This is a genomic window from Cytobacillus sp. FSL K6-0129 (assembly GCF_038007625.1).
Classification (GTDB): Bacteria; Bacillota; Bacilli; order Bacillales; family Cytobacillaceae; genus Cytobacillus; species Cytobacillus kochii.
This window is the reverse complement of the sequence record NZ_JBBOXM010000001.1, coordinates 3,728,012-3,743,302: the sequence shown is the minus strand read 5'-3', so window position 1 is coordinate 3,743,302 and position 15,291 is coordinate 3,728,012. Positions and strand designations below refer to the sequence as shown.

21 protein-coding genes are annotated in these 15,291 nt (G+C 37.4%); 5 read left to right on the top strand and 16 right to left on the bottom strand.

Features of this window, described 5'->3' with window-relative positions; all coding sequences use genetic code 11:
* Positions 1 to 102: 102 nt before the first annotated feature.
* Positions 103 to 1,296: an MFS transporter gene (locus tag MHI57_RS18980; protein WP_340977773.1), complete on the top strand. Its 1,194-nt coding sequence runs from the start codon at positions 103 to 105 to the stop codon at positions 1,294 to 1,296.
* On the opposite strand, the gene MHI57_RS18975 is transcribed toward MHI57_RS18980, so the two are convergent.
* A complete protein-coding gene (locus tag MHI57_RS18975; RefSeq protein ID WP_340977771.1) occupies positions 1,237 to 1,782 on the bottom strand; it encodes a GNAT family N-acetyltransferase in 546 nt (181 codons plus the stop codon). The two genes, MHI57_RS18980 and MHI57_RS18975, sit on opposite strands and share 60 nt — an antisense overlap.
* On the bottom strand, positions 1,779 to 2,147 hold the full coding sequence (locus tag MHI57_RS18970) for a VOC family protein (protein WP_340977768.1): 369 nt from the start codon (positions 2,145 to 2,147) through the stop codon (positions 1,779 to 1,781). The genes MHI57_RS18975 and MHI57_RS18970 overlap by 4 nt, the downstream gene beginning before the upstream one ends.
* Before the next feature lie 342 nt (positions 2,148 to 2,489).
* Here MHI57_RS18970 and MHI57_RS18965 point away from each other — a divergent pair, with 342 nt between their 5' ends.
* Positions 2,490 to 2,987, top strand: coding sequence for a hypothetical protein (locus MHI57_RS18965; RefSeq protein ID WP_307315209.1), 498 nt, complete (start codon positions 2,490 to 2,492; stop codon positions 2,985 to 2,987).
* A gap of 415 nt (positions 2,988 to 3,402) precedes the next feature.
* Here the strand turns inward: MHI57_RS18965 and MHI57_RS18960 are convergent, their stop codons facing one another.
* The 12 genes from MHI57_RS18960 to MHI57_RS18905 form a co-directional block, all read right to left on the bottom strand.
* A complete protein-coding gene (locus MHI57_RS18960) occupies positions 3,403 to 3,669 on the bottom strand; it encodes a hypothetical protein (RefSeq protein WP_340977765.1) in 267 nt (88 codons plus the stop codon).
* A 99-nt stretch (positions 3,670 to 3,768) separates the two neighbouring features.
* Entirely contained in the window at positions 3,769 to 4,008 is a 240-nt protein-coding gene (locus tag MHI57_RS18955) for a hypothetical protein (RefSeq protein WP_340977764.1), read from the bottom strand.
* Between the two features lie 10 nt (positions 4,009 to 4,018).
* A complete protein-coding gene (locus tag MHI57_RS18950) occupies positions 4,019 to 4,183 on the bottom strand; it encodes a hypothetical protein (protein ID WP_157733803.1) in 165 nt (54 codons plus the stop codon).
* A gap of 6 nt (positions 4,184 to 4,189) precedes the next feature.
* Positions 4,190 to 4,732 (bottom strand): histidine phosphatase family protein, encoded by a 543-nt coding sequence (locus MHI57_RS18945; RefSeq protein WP_307315225.1) that lies wholly within the window; start codon positions 4,730 to 4,732, stop codon positions 4,190 to 4,192.
* 4 nt (positions 4,733 to 4,736) lie between these two features.
* Positions 4,737 to 5,192, bottom strand: a complete 456-nt coding sequence (locus MHI57_RS18940; protein WP_095370649.1) for a GNAT family N-acetyltransferase — start codon at positions 5,190 to 5,192, stop codon at positions 4,737 to 4,739.
* A 13-nt stretch (positions 5,193 to 5,205) separates the two neighbouring features.
* Positions 5,206 to 5,730 (bottom strand): GNAT family N-acetyltransferase, encoded by a 525-nt coding sequence (locus MHI57_RS18935; RefSeq protein ID WP_340977760.1) that lies wholly within the window; start codon positions 5,728 to 5,730, stop codon positions 5,206 to 5,208.
* 126 nt (positions 5,731 to 5,856) lie between these two features.
* A complete protein-coding gene (locus tag MHI57_RS18930; RefSeq protein ID WP_095370651.1) occupies positions 5,857 to 6,666 on the bottom strand; it encodes a glycerophosphodiester phosphodiesterase in 810 nt (269 codons plus the stop codon).
* Between the two features lie 223 nt (positions 6,667 to 6,889).
* Positions 6,890 to 7,672, bottom strand: coding sequence for a tyrosine-protein phosphatase (locus tag MHI57_RS18925; protein WP_095370652.1), 783 nt, complete (start codon positions 7,670 to 7,672; stop codon positions 6,890 to 6,892).
* 96 nt (positions 7,673 to 7,768) lie between these two features.
* Complete coding sequence (locus MHI57_RS18920; RefSeq protein ID WP_340977758.1) at positions 7,769 to 8,698, bottom strand: hypothetical protein; 930 nt, start codon at positions 8,696 to 8,698, stop codon at positions 7,769 to 7,771.
* 7 nt (positions 8,699 to 8,705) lie between these two features.
* On the bottom strand, positions 8,706 to 9,773 hold the full coding sequence (locus MHI57_RS18915) for a hypothetical protein (protein WP_095370654.1): 1,068 nt from the start codon (positions 9,771 to 9,773) through the stop codon (positions 8,706 to 8,708).
* A complete protein-coding gene (locus tag MHI57_RS18910; RefSeq protein ID WP_095370655.1) occupies positions 9,770 to 10,231 on the bottom strand; it encodes a hypothetical protein in 462 nt (153 codons plus the stop codon). Before MHI57_RS18910 ends, MHI57_RS18915 begins: the two co-directional genes overlap by 4 nt.
* Positions 10,228 to 10,773 carry an RNA polymerase sigma factor gene (locus tag MHI57_RS18905; protein WP_445293222.1) on the bottom strand — a complete coding sequence of 182 codons (546 nt, stop codon included), beginning with the start codon at positions 10,771 to 10,773 and terminating at the stop codon, positions 10,228 to 10,230. The genes MHI57_RS18910 and MHI57_RS18905 overlap by 4 nt, the downstream gene beginning before the upstream one ends.
* 216 nt (positions 10,774 to 10,989) lie before the next feature.
* On the opposite strand from MHI57_RS18905, the gene MHI57_RS18900 reads away from it, so the two are divergent.
* The 3 genes from MHI57_RS18900 to MHI57_RS18890 all read left to right on the top strand — a co-directional run bounded on the left by MHI57_RS18900 (position 10,990) and on the right by MHI57_RS18890 (position 13,434).
* Positions 10,990 to 11,424 carry a cell wall hydrolase gene (locus tag MHI57_RS18900; RefSeq protein ID WP_095370657.1) on the top strand — a complete coding sequence of 145 codons (435 nt, stop codon included), beginning with the start codon at positions 10,990 to 10,992 and terminating at the stop codon, positions 11,422 to 11,424.
* A gap of 574 nt (positions 11,425 to 11,998) precedes the next feature.
* The gene (gene plsY, locus MHI57_RS18895) at positions 11,999 to 12,613 is read left to right on the top strand and encodes a glycerol-3-phosphate 1-O-acyltransferase PlsY (RefSeq protein WP_095370658.1); all 615 of its coding nucleotides are present in this window, start codon (positions 11,999 to 12,001) and stop codon (positions 12,611 to 12,613) included.
* Positions 12,614 to 12,624: 11 nt separating this feature from the next.
* Positions 12,625 to 13,434 (top strand): GNAT family N-acetyltransferase, encoded by an 810-nt coding sequence (locus MHI57_RS18890; RefSeq protein ID WP_095370659.1) that lies wholly within the window; start codon positions 12,625 to 12,627, stop codon positions 13,432 to 13,434.
* Here MHI57_RS18890 and MHI57_RS18885 read toward each other — a convergent pair.
* A complete protein-coding gene (locus MHI57_RS18885; RefSeq protein ID WP_233435313.1) occupies positions 13,414 to 14,526 on the bottom strand; it encodes an alpha-hydroxy-acid oxidizing protein in 1,113 nt (370 codons plus the stop codon). The genes MHI57_RS18890 and MHI57_RS18885 overlap by 21 nt on opposite strands.
* A gap of 23 nt (positions 14,527 to 14,549) precedes the next feature.
* Positions 14,550 to 15,284: a class I SAM-dependent DNA methyltransferase gene (locus MHI57_RS18880; protein WP_328198911.1), complete on the bottom strand. Its 735-nt coding sequence runs from the start codon at positions 15,282 to 15,284 to the stop codon at positions 14,550 to 14,552.
* Positions 15,285 to 15,291 lie beyond the last annotated feature (7 nt).

The following is a 15,291-nucleotide window of genomic DNA, read 5'->3' as shown; positions in this document are numbered from 1 at the left end:
ACAAATTCCTTTTCTTTTTATTCGAAATATATTGAATAAATAATTCTAAAAATATAGAATATAGACAATCTACTTATCCATTATAAGGAAAGGAATCAATTCATGTTACATACGCGGTCATTTAAAATATTATGGTTAGGAAATTTAATCTCTGAATTTGGTGGGGCCATCGGGGGAATTATTAATGGCTTATTACTCTATGAGCTGACAGGTTCAAAGGAATGGATGGCAACCATGTGGCTCTGCTATTTCCTACCTTCACTCTTTATTCAAAGCTTGAGTGTCCCGTTTTTAAACAATATCAATAAAGAAAAAATGTTATTTGTCATCCAACTCTTCCGCTCAGCTGTCTATCTTTTACCTCTATTAGGAAGCATAGTAGGCATAAATAATATAACCATAGTATTGCTTGTCATTCTGCAATGTACAATCGGTATATTGCAACCAATCTATGCTAGTATCTCATTCGCGTTAATACCCATATATTGTGAAGATAACAAGCTTGTTTCAGCCAACAGTTCGCTCGATGCAACGATAAGGTTAATGAGCTTTATCGCACCAGGAATCGCTTCTTTTTTCTTACTCGTCTTCCCTCTACACTTTCTTTATCTACTCACAACATTGCTCTTTCTTCTCAGCGCTTTTGCAATACACCAATTGCCATACACAACAACAAGGTCATCAGTTAACAAAAATAAAAAAAGTTGGCTAACAGCCTTCGTAGCAGGCTATCAAACCTTCTTTTCTTATCCTCCTTTATGGAAGTTAACCCTTCTCTCTTCAGCGGTGCAGTTTGCTGTAGGAGCAACAATGGTGATAAAGATTCCATTTTTTCGTGAAGAATTAGGCGGCACTTCCTGGGAGTATGCCCTATTTGCCGCTGCTTTTCCACTTGGTTATGTACTAGGGACATTCTTGTTAGCGAAGTTACCTAAGAACAATGTAACGCTTTATCTCGGGTTGTTTGGGGGAGAGCTCTCTTTTATGCTATTGTCTCTCACACCATCCATAACCTTTGCATTGGTTTCCGAGCTACTCGGTGGCTTACTATTCCCATTATTCAACGCACAAAGTGTAGCCATTTTCCAAAGAGTGGCTCCTAGGGATCAATTAGTAGAATTAAGTGCCATCCGCCTCCTCTTTTTAAGAATAACGATGCCTTTAGGGATTTTATTTGCCTCTTTGCCATTACCAACTAGGGACATCTACCTTTATATTGCTGGGCTCATCATCTTTTTAGCGATTGTTTCCTTCTTTAATGGGGCTCGTGTTTCTAGCAAACACCTTACAACTTAAGCTTTTTTCTAATTTATAAATCACTTGCCTTGCTCCAAAACGATCAATATAACAATCAATAGTGAAACCAAGTTTTTCTAAAAGTTGACACGACCGCTTGTTAGCTACTTGTGTTTCAGCGACAACCTTTTGCTCGTTAAGAGTAGAAAAGGCATACATCAACACTTCATGAACGGTTTCACTTGCATACCCTTTCCCCCAACCATCGGGGAAAAATTGATAAGAGATTTCTATATCCGCCTTACAATGGTGGGGGGTAAGAGCGATAAATCCTAAGTGATGATGTGTATGCTTATCTGATACGATCCAATAATACGATGATAAGTTCATCAACATATTCTCCATTTGCTCCTTTACTTCTTCAATTGTCCTTATCCCACCAAGATACTCCCGGACCTCGGCATTCCGATACAATTTCACCATTGTGGGAAGATGCTTCATAGAGAGCGGAGTTAATACACATCTTTCAGTCATCAACGGCATCATTTACTAATCTCTTCAATCATTTCTACACGATTGCCGAACGGATCTCTAAATTCAAAGCGGTCAAAACCTGGAATAGGGACACCCTCTATTAAACTAATGTTTTGCTGCGATAATACTTCCTTCCAAAAAGATAGATTATCTACTTCATAAGCGATATGTGCCTTTGTAGTCGTTCTGTCAAATCCATTCTCAGTGCCAACATGGACAGCACGGTCACCTACCTGTAACCAAAATCCACCTCTCCCTTTCAATGAAGCTGGTTTTTCAATCTCCTTTAATTGCAGAACTTCGCAATAAAACTGCTTGCCTTTTTCTTCTGCTCCTTTTGGAATCGTTAATTGTACATGATGAATCCCTATAATCATAGTTTACCTCCTTTATCATTCTTCTCCGAAAGAATAGCACCATTTAGGAAAGTCCAGTTTTTCTTCATAAAAACGATGAGCTACTTTTCGTGACTAGGCTGATTCAAGACAAATATAGCCCGCTCCATGTTTCGCCAATTGCATTAGCTTTCCACCATTTCCTTTTGAACGAACAGTTGCATCCGTGACGTATTCTGACATATACACCTGCTTGCCTCAACCTGACCATTCACCAGTCGTATCCCTTCTTTTATTTAACTTTATATTTCTACTTTTAGAAGAATATTCCTTTCAGCTAACGACATAATAAAAAGAATCTTATTACAAAAGGAGCTGTTCAATATGCGTAAAAAAAGAAGAATGGTCATATTACTTTTCATTTTCATCTATATTGGCCTTGTATCAAATGTTAGTGCCCTTACCTTCGACACCTTACCCGTCGAGCAATCATCTCAACGTTGGTCCGTGGAAATAAGTGAGGGTGTGGACGATAATCCAAAACAGCAATCCAAGTTCGGTCATTATGATACACGGTCTTTGAAAGTTGAAAACATGGGAGAGAACAACCTCGTAACTGCTGAAATTTCAATGTACCGAAATGAACCAAAATCCACAACAAAGTATGCCCTACAAGGTTGTCCGGGAGCATTAGATTGCAAGCAAATTTCAGAAGATCAAAAGCATACGCTTGCCGCACAATTAAATAATAGCTCCCCATACAATTTCGCAAACTTTATCCTAGCTGAAAAAGCAACAGAACTTGAAGTTGAAATCACCTGGACAGAAAAAGGCAATGAAGGACGTCCACTGAAAGAAAGATTTGTTTTTTCTGAGGAATAAATGAGAAAGAAGGTTATTCTTTGCTGATAAAGAGTAACCTTCTTCAGTAGTAAATAGGTAGCTATATATATGGAAGCACCATTTGATACACCGCTATACTGAAACCTAGTATACTGGCTTTTAATTTCGAGGGATGATACTTCCTTGATGTTTTTAAATGAAGAAGAATAAAGATAAAACCGATTGGTATGAAAAGTTGAAAATATCCCTCTTCACTAGAACTTGTATAAATCGGTAGCACATAAGTACTGATTATAAAATAAAATAAAATTCTAATTTTTTCCGTTTCAAGTTTTTTTGCCCAACATACTAATAAAAAAATAATTACAATTATTGCAATGGTATATGGTATTGGAGGTAAAACAATCGACATCCCGTCTCCGAAAGGAAATTCCATTCTGCACCTTCTTGATTTTCAATTTTCTAACACCACTTGAGAAGATCCTTCAAGCGGTTTCTCCGTTGTCCAATAATAATCTTCCGCACGCCAATAACGCCGCTGATACTTAAGTAACAAATCCTTACTGCCATTATCTCTCTCCATAAGTCTGATTTGCCTGACATCTTTAGGAACATGCAAGAATATACTATAGTCAATAAATGGTCGCCACTCTTCTCTCTGAATAAACACACCTTCGATAAGAATAATGTCAAAAGAGTCAATGGAATACGATTGCATCATGGTCCGGTCTTTCCCCTCATCATAAAAAGGAAAAAAGGCTTTGCGCTCACATTCTTTCACTCTAGTAAAAAACTGATTACTTATCTCCTTTATGTCCCACTATAAATAATAGTATTCAAACCATTCTTCATAGCCGGTACCATACCTCCTAGCTGCAGGTTCGATAGCATTGTCTAAATGAAAAAGCTTCACATTGTAATTGGGTGTTAAGTATTGCTGTAGCTTTTTCGCAAATGTGGTTTTTCCTGCTCCTCCAAAGCCGTCGATGGCTATGATGAAAGGGGCTGTCTTGTTCCTCTTCTCTAACTCTATTAAAATTTGTTTAAATATTGGTGTCATACATCTTCTCCTAACCACCCAAAAACCAAACAGCAATCGTCATAAATAACGAAAGCAGTGCCATTATCTTCATTTGTCTCGCTTCTCGTAATTCCTTCTTGATGACATACTCGAAATAAGTGAGCGTGCTATAAAAACAGAGAATTAAAAAAATAATCGCTAGTAGATGTGACAAAATGAATCACCTTACCCATATCCGCTCTACACTAAATCCACGGGGTTTTTCTCTTAATCTATAAACATCAGGATTCGATAATTCTTTCCATTCGTCAAACCCGAATGAAGCATGATACTGTTTTAGTAGTAAAGCAATAATATTTCCGTGGGCTACGATTATTGTGCGCTCGGCCTCACTGCTTCGTATTTCCTCTACGACTTGAGAGATTCGGTCCATCGCTTGCCTGCTTGATTCACCACCAGCAAAATATAAATCTAGATCATCGAAAGTGGCCTTTAACTTATCTTGCCAATCATCTAAGCTTGTTGTACTCAGCACACGTTCGGATAAACGTTTATCCACTTCTACTGTAACGCCGATTTTTTCAGCTAACGGTTCGATCGTTTGTGTCGCACGTAAAAATGGACTAGAGAGGATACAATCAATTGGCATGTCTTGAAGGAATGCCTTTAACTCTTCTGCTTGTTGCTGACCCGTTGTGGTTAGTTCAGCATCAGGTGCTTGTCCTGTTGCTTGGCAATGTCTGACGATATAGATTTCTTTCACTTTATTAACCCCCGATTACTTTTGTCATCTTCACAATTTCTTGCGAATACCCGATATGTTCGTAAAATTGGACGGCACGTTGATTCTCGGAAAACACATCTAGAACGAGGACTTTGATTCCTCTTTCATGTGCCCAAGTTTCTGCAAAACGCATCAACTGCCTACCAACTCCTTTTCCCTCACCTTCAGCAGTGACCGCGATAGCAGATATATACGCTAGCTTTTCTTTTGAAAAATAATCCTCTTCTTCCTTACATTCAATATATCCTAAAAACACACCTTCTTCTTCTGCGACAAATATATTATCACTATTCTCATCAATGGAGGCCTGTGCCATTTCCAATTGTTTTTGCTGCATCTGCTCGGAATCACGGTGTTCTAGAAAGGAAATCTCACTCAAACGAGATGATAATTGCAAGATTCTTTGTTTATCTTGTTGATTGTACGACCTTATATTCATACTGTCCTCCTGTTCATATATTCCTCCTGTAATAGACCATATGGATCATATCAAACCATTTGCCTTCTCTAAATAAACATTGCCTCACACGACCTTCTTCAATAAATCCTAATTTTTCGTAAACATGGTGTGCTCTCTTATTTAATGAAAAAACCCTCAATGAAAGGCGGTGAAGATTTAACTCCATAAAAGTATATTCTAAGAGGATTTGAACGGCGCTCGTACCAACACCTTTACCCCATTCATTTTTTTCACCAATATCGATAATGAGTTCAGCATTACGATTTTTCATGTCTATATTCACTAATGAGATGATGCCGATTGGACGTTGATGACTCTTCTCCTCAATGATATAGCATTTAGAATCCGTCGCCCCGAGAATGACTGTCTCAATGAACTCCTTTGTTTCTTCATATGTATATCTATCTAAATCTAAACTCGTAAAAGTCATCACATCTAAATCATTTCGCCATTTATGATAAATGGGTATATCATCCACAGTCATCTTTCTTAAATATAAATGTTCATTTGCAAGCATTCCTTATCACACCTTTCTTCCTTGACTTTGTTCAAGTATACCGTAACATTAAATATTTTTACTATAAATTACTTTTCTGGAAATTAAAAAAGACAAAGACGTTTGAGAACGCCCTTGCCCCACTATTTAATATACATAATCCGGATAATCAGTAATAATGCCATCCACTTTCATTTCTTTTAAGAATTGTGCTGCTTCAGGTGTACGAACAGTCCAAGACTGGATTTTCATTTTGTTTTTTCTCACCTTTTTGACGAGTTCTTCATTCACAAGACCGATACTCGGGTTAAAATAATCAGCATATTTCCGAAATGCTTTGAGCGCTTCATCACTAACATCGTTAGGAGAGGAAGTTAATACGCCAATAGGCATTCTTGGTAATAATTTATTTGCCAGTTTCATAGATTCGAAGTTAAAGGATTGGACAATCACTTCTTCTCTTTTCGGTTTATCCATCTTCCGTTTCTTTAATGCTTTCGTCATTTGCTTCTCGATACCAGGATATAACTCGGGTGCTTTCAGTTCAATGAGAATACCGATTTTTCCTTTATAACGATCGAGGACTTCATCGAAACTAGGAATTTTCTCTCCTGCAAATTCCTCACCTTTCCAGCTACCAGCATCTAGTTGTCTTAACTCCTTAAAATCGAGGTCACCTACTTTGCCAGTTCCATCAGTTGTGCGGTCGACTGTCGTATCATGTAAAATGACTAACTTGCCATCCTTACTTCTTTGCACATCAATCTCAATATAATCTGCACCCATCGCAACAGCTAAATCAAATGCTGCGATTGTATTTTCTGGTGCATAGCCCGAAGCTCCCCGATGCGCTACGTTCGCAATTTCTTTTTCTTTCCTACTTGCCTCAGCCTCACCAAAAGGCAAAGTCACAAAAATCACTGTCGCTAGTAAACAGAAAAGTAATACTTTCTTCAAATTCCCCAACTCCTTTATTTTATCTTTCGAATCAAATGATAAAGGAGGAACTTGAAGAGAATATAAAAAGGGTGTATAGAAGATATAATATTAAAGTAAAAATATTCAGTCTTATTTACTTATAATTTTTTACAAAGAGAGTAAGTAAAAATACATAGAACGGAGAAAATGAGAAGTCTTTCACCCCAAAAGGCATCTTCCCACCATTCTCCGTATCATCTAATCAATCCAATAACCTTCTTCTTAATTTCTCTATAACCTCGCTCTCAACTGAGCACTCCTTCATAAGATAGTCCTCGATTGTATCATATTTAGAAAATATGGCTTTATAGGCTTGTTCAAGATAAGCTTCTCGTACTTCAAGCACTGGTTGAATATCTGCTTCCTTCAAACGGAAAAGGCTAGCTATCTTTAGTGCTTTTGCGGTTTTCTTCATTCTGGGCGCAATCAATTCATTGGATTGGAGGTATTCTTTCATGACCATATCGTATGGAACATCCGCTGTTAATTGAATTAACGATGACATAAAACCTGTCCGGTCTTTACCTCCTGTACAATGAATAAGCAGTGGAGCGTGCTCCTTTTCAACTGTCAGATCAAAGATTTGTTTAATTTCCCTTTGACAACCGAACGCCATATGCTGATACATTTTAAGCATCAACTCTTCAAAGTTCATATGTCTCGCACCAGTTAGTAAAAATTTAAGCATCCCTTTTCGCGTCAATTCCCAACTAGGGTCTTGAATAGGAATTTTTACTACTGAGAGATTTTGTTCTTCATGAATTTTCGCTCGCTTTGATTCTCCTTCTGACACCGTTCTTAAGTCACAGATTGTTTTTATATTCAACTTTCGAAAAAGATTCATATCCGCTTCAGTCAAACGAGACAGTTCATCTGATCGGTAAAGCAGACCTGATTTCATTCTTAGTCCGTTGCTCGTAACAAGTCCTCCGATATCTCTGAAGTTATATACCCCTTCTAGTCGTTCCCATTCCATCGTCGTCATCAATTGTTCTCCTAACTACGCTTTTAATAATTCATTTTAACATCTTGAAGTTTAAGAAAACAAAAAAAACCGACTGTAAGCCGGCTTCTCCTCAAATCACTCTTTATCTTTTATTTGCATGTAATCACTATTATTGATTGAAATGGTGTATTTACCATCGCCATACTTAAGCATGGCTTTCTCTACTCTCTGTTGTTCATCATATTCATCCTGTTTTTCTGTAAAAACGATATTATTTGGTTCTTTTTCAGAGTTAAGGTCACCAACATCTGATATAACAAGCTCGGCATTACTGTTTTTACTCATGTACACATTCACTGCAGAACTGTTATTCACGTCCCAATCTGCTGTTAGTTGACGAGGCTTCATCGTAATTTCGTTATAATTCCCGTCAATTTCTAGTGTCACATCTTGTGGAATCACGAGTGTCGGATCCAAAGTACTATAATTTTGAAACATTGCGATTGACTCACGTGGTAGTTCCTTAAAAGCAATGTATAAGGTATCTCCCTTTACAGTAGTTGTCATATAATCTTCAACATCCGTAATTAATGGTTTTTTCTCTAATTGGGTAGCAGTGTAGGTACCAAATACAGACAGTTCCTTTCCTGTCGATCCTTCCACACTTATGCCAGTTGAGCCTGAATCAACAACGACTCTTTTCACATCATTATTCATAGCAAAATCGAATGTTGGTAAATCACCTGTCCTATGTTCAAGGTCCATATTGGCACTCACTTTATCAACAATACCTGTCATACTAAGAAGTGCAATGGTAATACCAACTGTTCCTAACACACCCACAAAGAAAATGCTAAAGATATCATACTTTAAGTAAGGCTTTTCTTGTTTTGAGAAGAATAAAAATAGCAAGATTTCGCCGCCTAAAATAACAAAAATAATCGGCCACCATGAAATAAGTATACTCGAGACATCCAGCTTAAATATTTGTGAAAGAAGCAAATATACGCCTAAAAATAAAAGTGATGCCCCCATTGAAAAGGTTCCTACTCTCCATGTCCTCATTTTTTCTTCACCCCTTCTTCATTTTTTTCTTTTCTTTTGTTCCAGATAAGAGCTTTAACCCGCCACCAATTAAAACGATACATACAATAGCTGTTTGGAAATAGCGATTAAACCAGTACCAGACGTCAATATTCAACACTTCAATAATACTTGGTGCAAAAGCCGGCAATAAGACATTTGTTGTCATGTAATACAAACCAACTACAACCAACCCTATACCTAACCATTTTTGATGATTTTCAAAATAAGAAACAATCGGTACATCTTCTAACTCTTCTTCCCCATAGCGTGAGGATTTTTGTAAACCGTCGAAAAAACTATAAAACCATATAATTGGTATGAGAAACAAGAAAATCCCTAAACGCAGAACGTCCAAAATATAGATAGAGAAAAGAAAAGCAGCCATTAATTGAATCCCTCTTCGCTGTAGTCCTAAATACAAATGACCTGCTCCCGGGAAAATAGATAAGAAAGTAGCAAGCCCTTTACTTTTCCGGCCCTCTTCTCTTCCTCTTTCTATATCTTCTAATAAAGTTCTGTCTACGAGCTCTTCCCCTTTTTGCTTTTTATTTAATTGTTGAATCGCATCAAAGAAACTGTATACCCAAATTACTGGGAATAGTAAAAGAAAGACCATAAACTCTCCACGATCAGTTAAAAAAGCGACAAACAAAACCATAATACAGAAACCAAGTGAAGCCGTTAGTAAGGTAATCCCTCTATTCATTAATCCTAAATGAAAATGTCCCACCCCTGGAATAAAAGATAAAAGAATAGTACGGAACCGTTCATAGTCCAGTTCCTCTCCGACTTTAGAGGACGGGTCTTGTTTATTCTTTAGCAACTTTGAAGCCATAATAGCTGTATCGACGAGATTAATAATATAAAGAATGACACCAGCAAAGACAACAAGTATAATTTCGCCTCCTACCCCAACCGAAAGCATGAAAAATGTAAAGGCAATAAGGGCAAATTCGCCTATTAGATAGGCCAACCCGCGGAGGAATACGCCTAAATATAAAAGACCTCCTCCAGGGAAAAAACCTAATAAGAATGCCAATAAAGGGTTTTTCATTTTTTATCCTCCTCCTTCTTTGTATCCATCCAAGCAAATGTTTTATCCATAATTCCTTCTGTTATAGATGCTTTATCCTCTTTAAACTGTTTACTCTCCACATCACCAGCATATTGTGTGAGCGTTTGGAAAAAGCCCGTTGACATAAGTATTAAAGTCATCGCTGCCGCTATCCCATAATGAAAAATTGTTTTTTTATAGAACGCTGTGGCTTTGCGAGAGAAATTTTCATTCTTTGTATCTTGTTTATTATTTTCATTTGGCAATTGGGCCATAATGTTGTCGGTAAAAGCTGTTCCATCTATAATATCTGGGAGTTCCTCTGCCTCAATTGCCGTCAGATAGACCTCCAAGCATTGATCACAGGTATAGAGGTGGTCCTCATAAAGAATTTTATCTTCACCATCTAATTCATTCTTCACATATTTCGTCCATTGTTCATAACTGTAATGTTTCATGAAAAATCGTCCTCCTTCCAATGCTTTTTCATCCATTGACGTGCTCGGTATAATTTTGTTTCGATGGTCTTCACCTGCACATTTTGCTCATCTGCCATTTGTTGATAGGTTTTTTCGTTTATATAAAAATCATAAATGACATGTCGATAGCCTTCTGGCAATTGATGGATACGTTGTCTTACTAACTCTACCGTTTCTTTCCTAAGGAACTTTGTTTCAATATTACCATGTGAAGATTCCCTTCTATCAAAATCAATCACATCTATTATGTCTTCACGCTGTCGTTCTTTTTTTCTTTTCATATCAATGGCGTGATTGACGGCGATTCGTTTCATCCATGTTTTAAAACCTTGATCCTCATATTGGGGGAGAGAGTGATAGATTTTCAAAAACACTTCTTGTGCGGCATCTTCAGCAGCATTCCGATCACGTAATACCGCAAACGTAACTTTAAAAAGTTCATTGCGATATTTTTCGACAAGTAATCGGAAAGCATGGTCGTTGCCATCTAATATTTTTTGGATAAGAACTTGGTCGCTAATGTCACTCTCCCCCTTTCCTTTTTAGCTTCCATCATAATAGACGTTACACAATCATCTTTCCCCTACACAAAAGATAAAAATATTTTCACTAGCTTTATTCAAGCAAAAATTAGCCTGCTTGACTATACTTATATTTTGCAAAATAATGGGTTCTAGACATTTTCAATCATGAATATCACTTTATCTTCATATTCTTAACTATGGGGTGAGAACAGCATGAGAGTAGCTTATACAAGTTCCGACGTAGATTTAATGGCAAGGATGATGAGAGCCGAAGCTGAGGGTGAAGGAAAGCAAGGAATGTTATACGTAGGCAATGTAATCGTTAATCGTGCAATCGCTGACTGTCTTGACTTTAAAGATGTTCGAACAATCGAGGATGTCATTTATCATGTGCAAGGTGGTAATTATTCATTCGAAGCCGTGCAGAAGGGGAACCTCTTTTACAACAGAGCAAGGAGCACAGAAAAAAGACTCGCCGAGAAAAATTTGAAATATTGGCGTGAACACCCTGCTAAATATGCACTCTGGTATTTCAATCCATATGCTCCCTGCCCGCCTACTTGGTATAATCAACCTTTTGCTGGCCAGTTTAAAAATCACTGCTATTATGAACCAATCGCTAACACATGTGACAGTGTTTATGTTTAAAAGAGAACAACAAAGAACATCCCAAAAAGGGGTGTTTTTTTGTTATTTGTTTAAGTTGGGGTGATTTATTTACAAAAGAATCGGCATTTATAACCCTTAGGAAATAATTTTTTCCCGTAGATTGAAGCAATGTCTTTATCGAGGGTTTAACTTTTGTTCAAGCTACATTTTTTTAAAATAGACGAATAGTATTAGTAATCGAAGAGCAGATATCATCCAAGGAGAGAAAAAACGTTTTACGGAACTACTAAGAAACAAAAAACATAACGTCCCTTTCAAGAAAGAAGCCGATTACTTAATTGTTATTCCTCACCATGAGGATATTGCAGAACTTATTCAATCCCTGATTTATAACAGTCTAGTTGAATGATGTAATTCTTAAGACGATTAAAAAATTTTTATAATTTTCTGTCATCCACTCTATCACACTGTTATTTTACACTAAATAGTTTCTTTCATTTTGAAAAAGATAGACATTATTTTAATATTTATTTATTATTTTATAGGATATTTTCGCATAGACTAATATGGTAAAATTAGTAATGTTAGAATTTTCTTGATAAGGAGTTTAGCTATGGACTTATTTATTTTATTACTATCTTATCTCATTGGCTCGATACCTACTGCCTTGCTTGTAGGTAAACTTTTCTTTGGCATTGATATTCGTGAATATGGTAGCAACAATCCCGGCGCAACGAATACACTTCGGGTTTTAGGAAAAAGAGCAGGGGTTACTGTTTTAATTATTGATATAGGTAAAGGTGCACTTGCTGCTTCACTCCCCCTGTTACTTCAAACAGGTGGTGATCCACTGATTATTGGTTTGTTTGCAGTTGTTGGGCATTGCTTCCCTATTTTCGCTGGCTTTCGTGGAGGAAAAGCCATTGCTACTACTGCTGGTGTGCTATTGGTCGCGAATATCTGGTTATTTCTAATTGCCTATATCACCTTTGTTGCCGTGGTTTCTATCACAAAATACCTTTACTATGGCTCCATTTCTGTAGGGGTTGCTCTTTTCTTATATGCCACCCTTTCACCACTACAAAAAAATGAATGGATTTTCTTCCTATTTTTATTGTTGCTCATTTATTTACACCGTTCAAATATTCGCAACCATTTACTGCAGAGGGAGCCTAAAATTAATGATAAGAAAATTAAAGATGACCGTCTGCCACCTAAACAAGCTTAAGGAGGTCTGTTATGACTAAACAGTTAGCCAAGTTCATCGCTGATTTAAATCAATTAGACAAGCATCATATCGGCTATTGTGGAGAAAAGGAAGAGGACATTCTGCATGATATACAAGAAATAAAGCCTTATTTTATCACTTATGAATATGAGGGTGAAATTGAAGCTGCAATAGGATTAGATATTGATGAAGCTGACCGGAGTGCCGAAGTATGGGGTCCCTTTGCCAAGAATCATGAGGTAAAAAAAGATTTGTGGAACCAAGTTGTAAACTCCTATGAAAATAAGCTACAGCAATTATCGTTTTTTGTGAACGAAAAGAATAATAGTACCTTACATTTTTTACAATCAATCAATGCCACTCACCAAGGAAATCACGCCATACTCGCAGCAAAGCGAGGGATTTTCCAAAACATCTGTCACAGCTATCATGAGCAATATCGCAACGATTTTCTGCTACTACACGAAGCAACTTTTCCACAAACTTATTTGTCAGGCGAAGAGATACTAAAACTGTTGGATCAGCATCATAAACTGCTTCTATTGACAGAAAATGGCCAATTACAGGGCTATGTATATCTCGAAGCTGCACCACACTTTGGTGAAGGGCAGATTGAATTCCTTGCTGTATGTCCTAAAGCAAGAAAAAAAGGAAGAGGGCGACAGCTCATTGAGGCTGCACTCGAAACACTCTTCCAGTTTGAAAACATAGATAAAATCACATTATGTGTATCGCTTGATAATCATCAGGCGATCAAGTTATATCAATCAGCTGGATTTGAGCTGAGTGCACGGTTAAAATTATTCTCTTATCAATTTTAACTGATTTAAGTCTTTCACTCTTGCAATGCCAGCTAGGGACATGGTAATTCTCGTTTCTTCTATTAAGTTTTCTAATACTTTTTCAACCCCTACTTGGCCGTCTATACCTAAACCATATACAAATGGTCGACCAATACATACAGCTGCTGCGCCTAGTGCCAATGCCTTTACTATATCCGTCCCACGGCGAATACCACTATCAAATACTACTGGCACTTTTTGATTAGCTGCTTTAACAACCGCAGGCAATGCATCTAGCGCAGCAACTGTTCCATCTAATTGCCTGCCACCATGATTAGAAACAATTAGCCCTGATGCGCCTGCCTCTATTGCACATTGTACATCTTCTGGATGAAGGATACCTTTAATATAGATAGGTAAGGACGTTCTTTTTGCTAATGCTGCAATATGCGACCAATTCATTTCAGGATAATGAATATTATCTAAAACAGATTGAATCATAGATTCATGGTCAGTCTTCTCACCAAGCGCATGCATAAAGGCTGGATCTGATTCGTAATTTGCTTTACCGTAGCCCTCTTTTAGCGGAGAAAATTGTGTAGCGATATCCGTTTCTCTCCAGCCTGTCATGATTGTATCAACAGTAACGACAATCGCTTCATAACCTGCTCTTTCAGCTCTCTCTACCATACTGAATGAAACCTGTTCATTCCTCGACCAATAAAGCTGGAACCACTTTGGACTATCTACTGTTGCCGCTTTGACCTCCTCAATCGAGTAGCTAGAGACTGTACTCTGGATAAAAGGAACTCCGATTGTTTTCGCCGCTCTAGCAGTTGCCAACTCACCTTCTTCATGTGTCAATTTTTGCATGCCGACTGGGGCAATAAAAATGGGGTATGGATAAGTATGCTCTCCTAATGTCACACTCATATCTATATCTGCTACATTTCTAAGCATTCGAGGTAGTATTGACCATTTTTCGAAGGCTGTTGTATTCTTTCGTAATGTTTCCTCATTACTTGCTGCCGAGCGGACGTATCCATATGCTCCCTTAGACATGAGTTTTTTTGCTTCTTGTTCTAATGCTTGATATGAAACAGGGAAAACGGCTGGAACCTCAATATTCATCTGTCTATCTCCTTTTGTTAAACTCATTTGCGGCTTTTTTCACATGCGAAGAGTAGGAATAGTGGGATCCTTTGGCGTCTTTTCCACTCTTTTTCTGAAGAGAATGATGATTGAATTGGTGTAGCTTCACTAAGATTCATAATATTAAATTGGCAATCTTGCAATATTTTAAAATACTGTTCGATCGTCCGATGATACTTCACAACTTTTTCATCAATCCACGGCTCTACCCGCTCACCAATTAGAAAGTAGTCATCCACTACCCAATTTTCTCGCTTACCCCCACCGCTAATGAAAGCACTTGTAAGGACCGGATGCTGTACACTAAAGACAAATTCGCCACCCGTTCGCAAACTGTTATAAATATTCTCGCAAATTTGTTTGAAATCTTCAAGATAGTGAAGCGTTAATTGTGAAAAGATACAATCATAAGTTTCTTTTTTAAAGTCATATGTTTCTAAACTAGCATGAGTTAATTTCACATTAGGAATGCCTGCGAGGTTTTTCAGAGCCAATTCTAACATTTTTTGCGAACCATCAATCCCTGTATAGGACCCGAGTAAGGGTGCCAACTCTTTTGCTAAAGTGGCAGCACCACATCCAAGTTCAAGCACATCTTTATTGCTCATGTCACCTAGTAAATTCAAAAAAGCTGGTTTTTCTATCATTTCATTAGGGCTTTCTTTACGCATTCTTCTTTTCAAATAATTTTGTAAAAATTCATCATTTTCATAAACGGATGATCCCCGATATTCCACTGTATCG

What these genes read in the sequence shown, in the direction of transcription:
- MHI57_RS18975 (WP_340977771.1), bottom strand. Translation starts at nt 1,782, where the DNA reads ATGATGCCGTTGATGACTGAAAGATGTGTATTAACTCCGCTCTCTATG.
- MHI57_RS18960 (WP_340977765.1), bottom strand. Translation starts at nt 3,669, where the DNA reads ATGATGCAATCGTATTCCATTGACTCTTTTGACATTATTCTTATCGAA.
- MHI57_RS18935 (WP_340977760.1), bottom strand. Translation starts at nt 5,730, where the DNA reads ATGCTTGCAAATGAACATTTATATTTAAGAAAGATGACTGTGGATGAT.
- MHI57_RS18890 (WP_095370659.1), top strand. Translation starts at nt 12,625, where the DNA reads ATGACTAAACAGTTAGCCAAGTTCATCGCTGATTTAAATCAATTAGAC.
- MHI57_RS18965 (WP_307315209.1), top strand. Translation starts at nt 2,490, where the DNA reads ATGCGTAAAAAAAGAAGAATGGTCATATTACTTTTCATTTTCATCTAT.
- MHI57_RS18885 (WP_233435313.1), bottom strand. Translation starts at nt 14,526, where the DNA reads ATGAATATTGAGGTTCCAGCCGTTTTCCCTGTTTCATATCAAGCATTA.
- MHI57_RS18940 (WP_095370649.1), bottom strand. Translation starts at nt 5,192, where the DNA reads ATGAATATAAGGTCGTACAATCAACAAGATAAACAAAGAATCTTGCAA.
- MHI57_RS18970 (WP_340977768.1), bottom strand. Translation starts at nt 2,147, where the DNA reads ATGATTATAGGGATTCATCATGTACAATTAACGATTCCAAAAGGAGCA.
- plsY (WP_095370658.1), top strand. Translation starts at nt 11,999, where the DNA reads ATGGACTTATTTATTTTATTACTATCTTATCTCATTGGCTCGATACCT.
- MHI57_RS18900 (WP_095370657.1), top strand. Translation starts at nt 10,990, where the DNA reads ATGAGAGTAGCTTATACAAGTTCCGACGTAGATTTAATGGCAAGGATG.
- MHI57_RS18925 (WP_095370652.1), bottom strand. Translation starts at nt 7,672, where the DNA reads ATGACGACGATGGAATGGGAACGACTAGAAGGGGTATATAACTTCAGA.
- MHI57_RS18955 (WP_340977764.1), bottom strand. Translation starts at nt 4,008, where the DNA reads ATGACACCAATATTTAAACAAATTTTAATAGAGTTAGAGAAGAGGAAC.
- MHI57_RS18910 (WP_095370655.1), bottom strand. Translation starts at nt 10,231, where the DNA reads ATGAAACATTACAGTTATGAACAATGGACGAAATATGTGAAGAATGAA.
- MHI57_RS18920 (WP_340977758.1), bottom strand. Translation starts at nt 8,698, where the DNA reads ATGAGGACATGGAGAGTAGGAACCTTTTCAATGGGGGCATCACTTTTA.
- MHI57_RS18915 (WP_095370654.1), bottom strand. Translation starts at nt 9,773, where the DNA reads ATGAAAAACCCTTTATTGGCATTCTTATTAGGTTTTTTCCCTGGAGGA.
- MHI57_RS18980 (WP_340977773.1), top strand. Translation starts at nt 103, where the DNA reads ATGTTACATACGCGGTCATTTAAAATATTATGGTTAGGAAATTTAATC.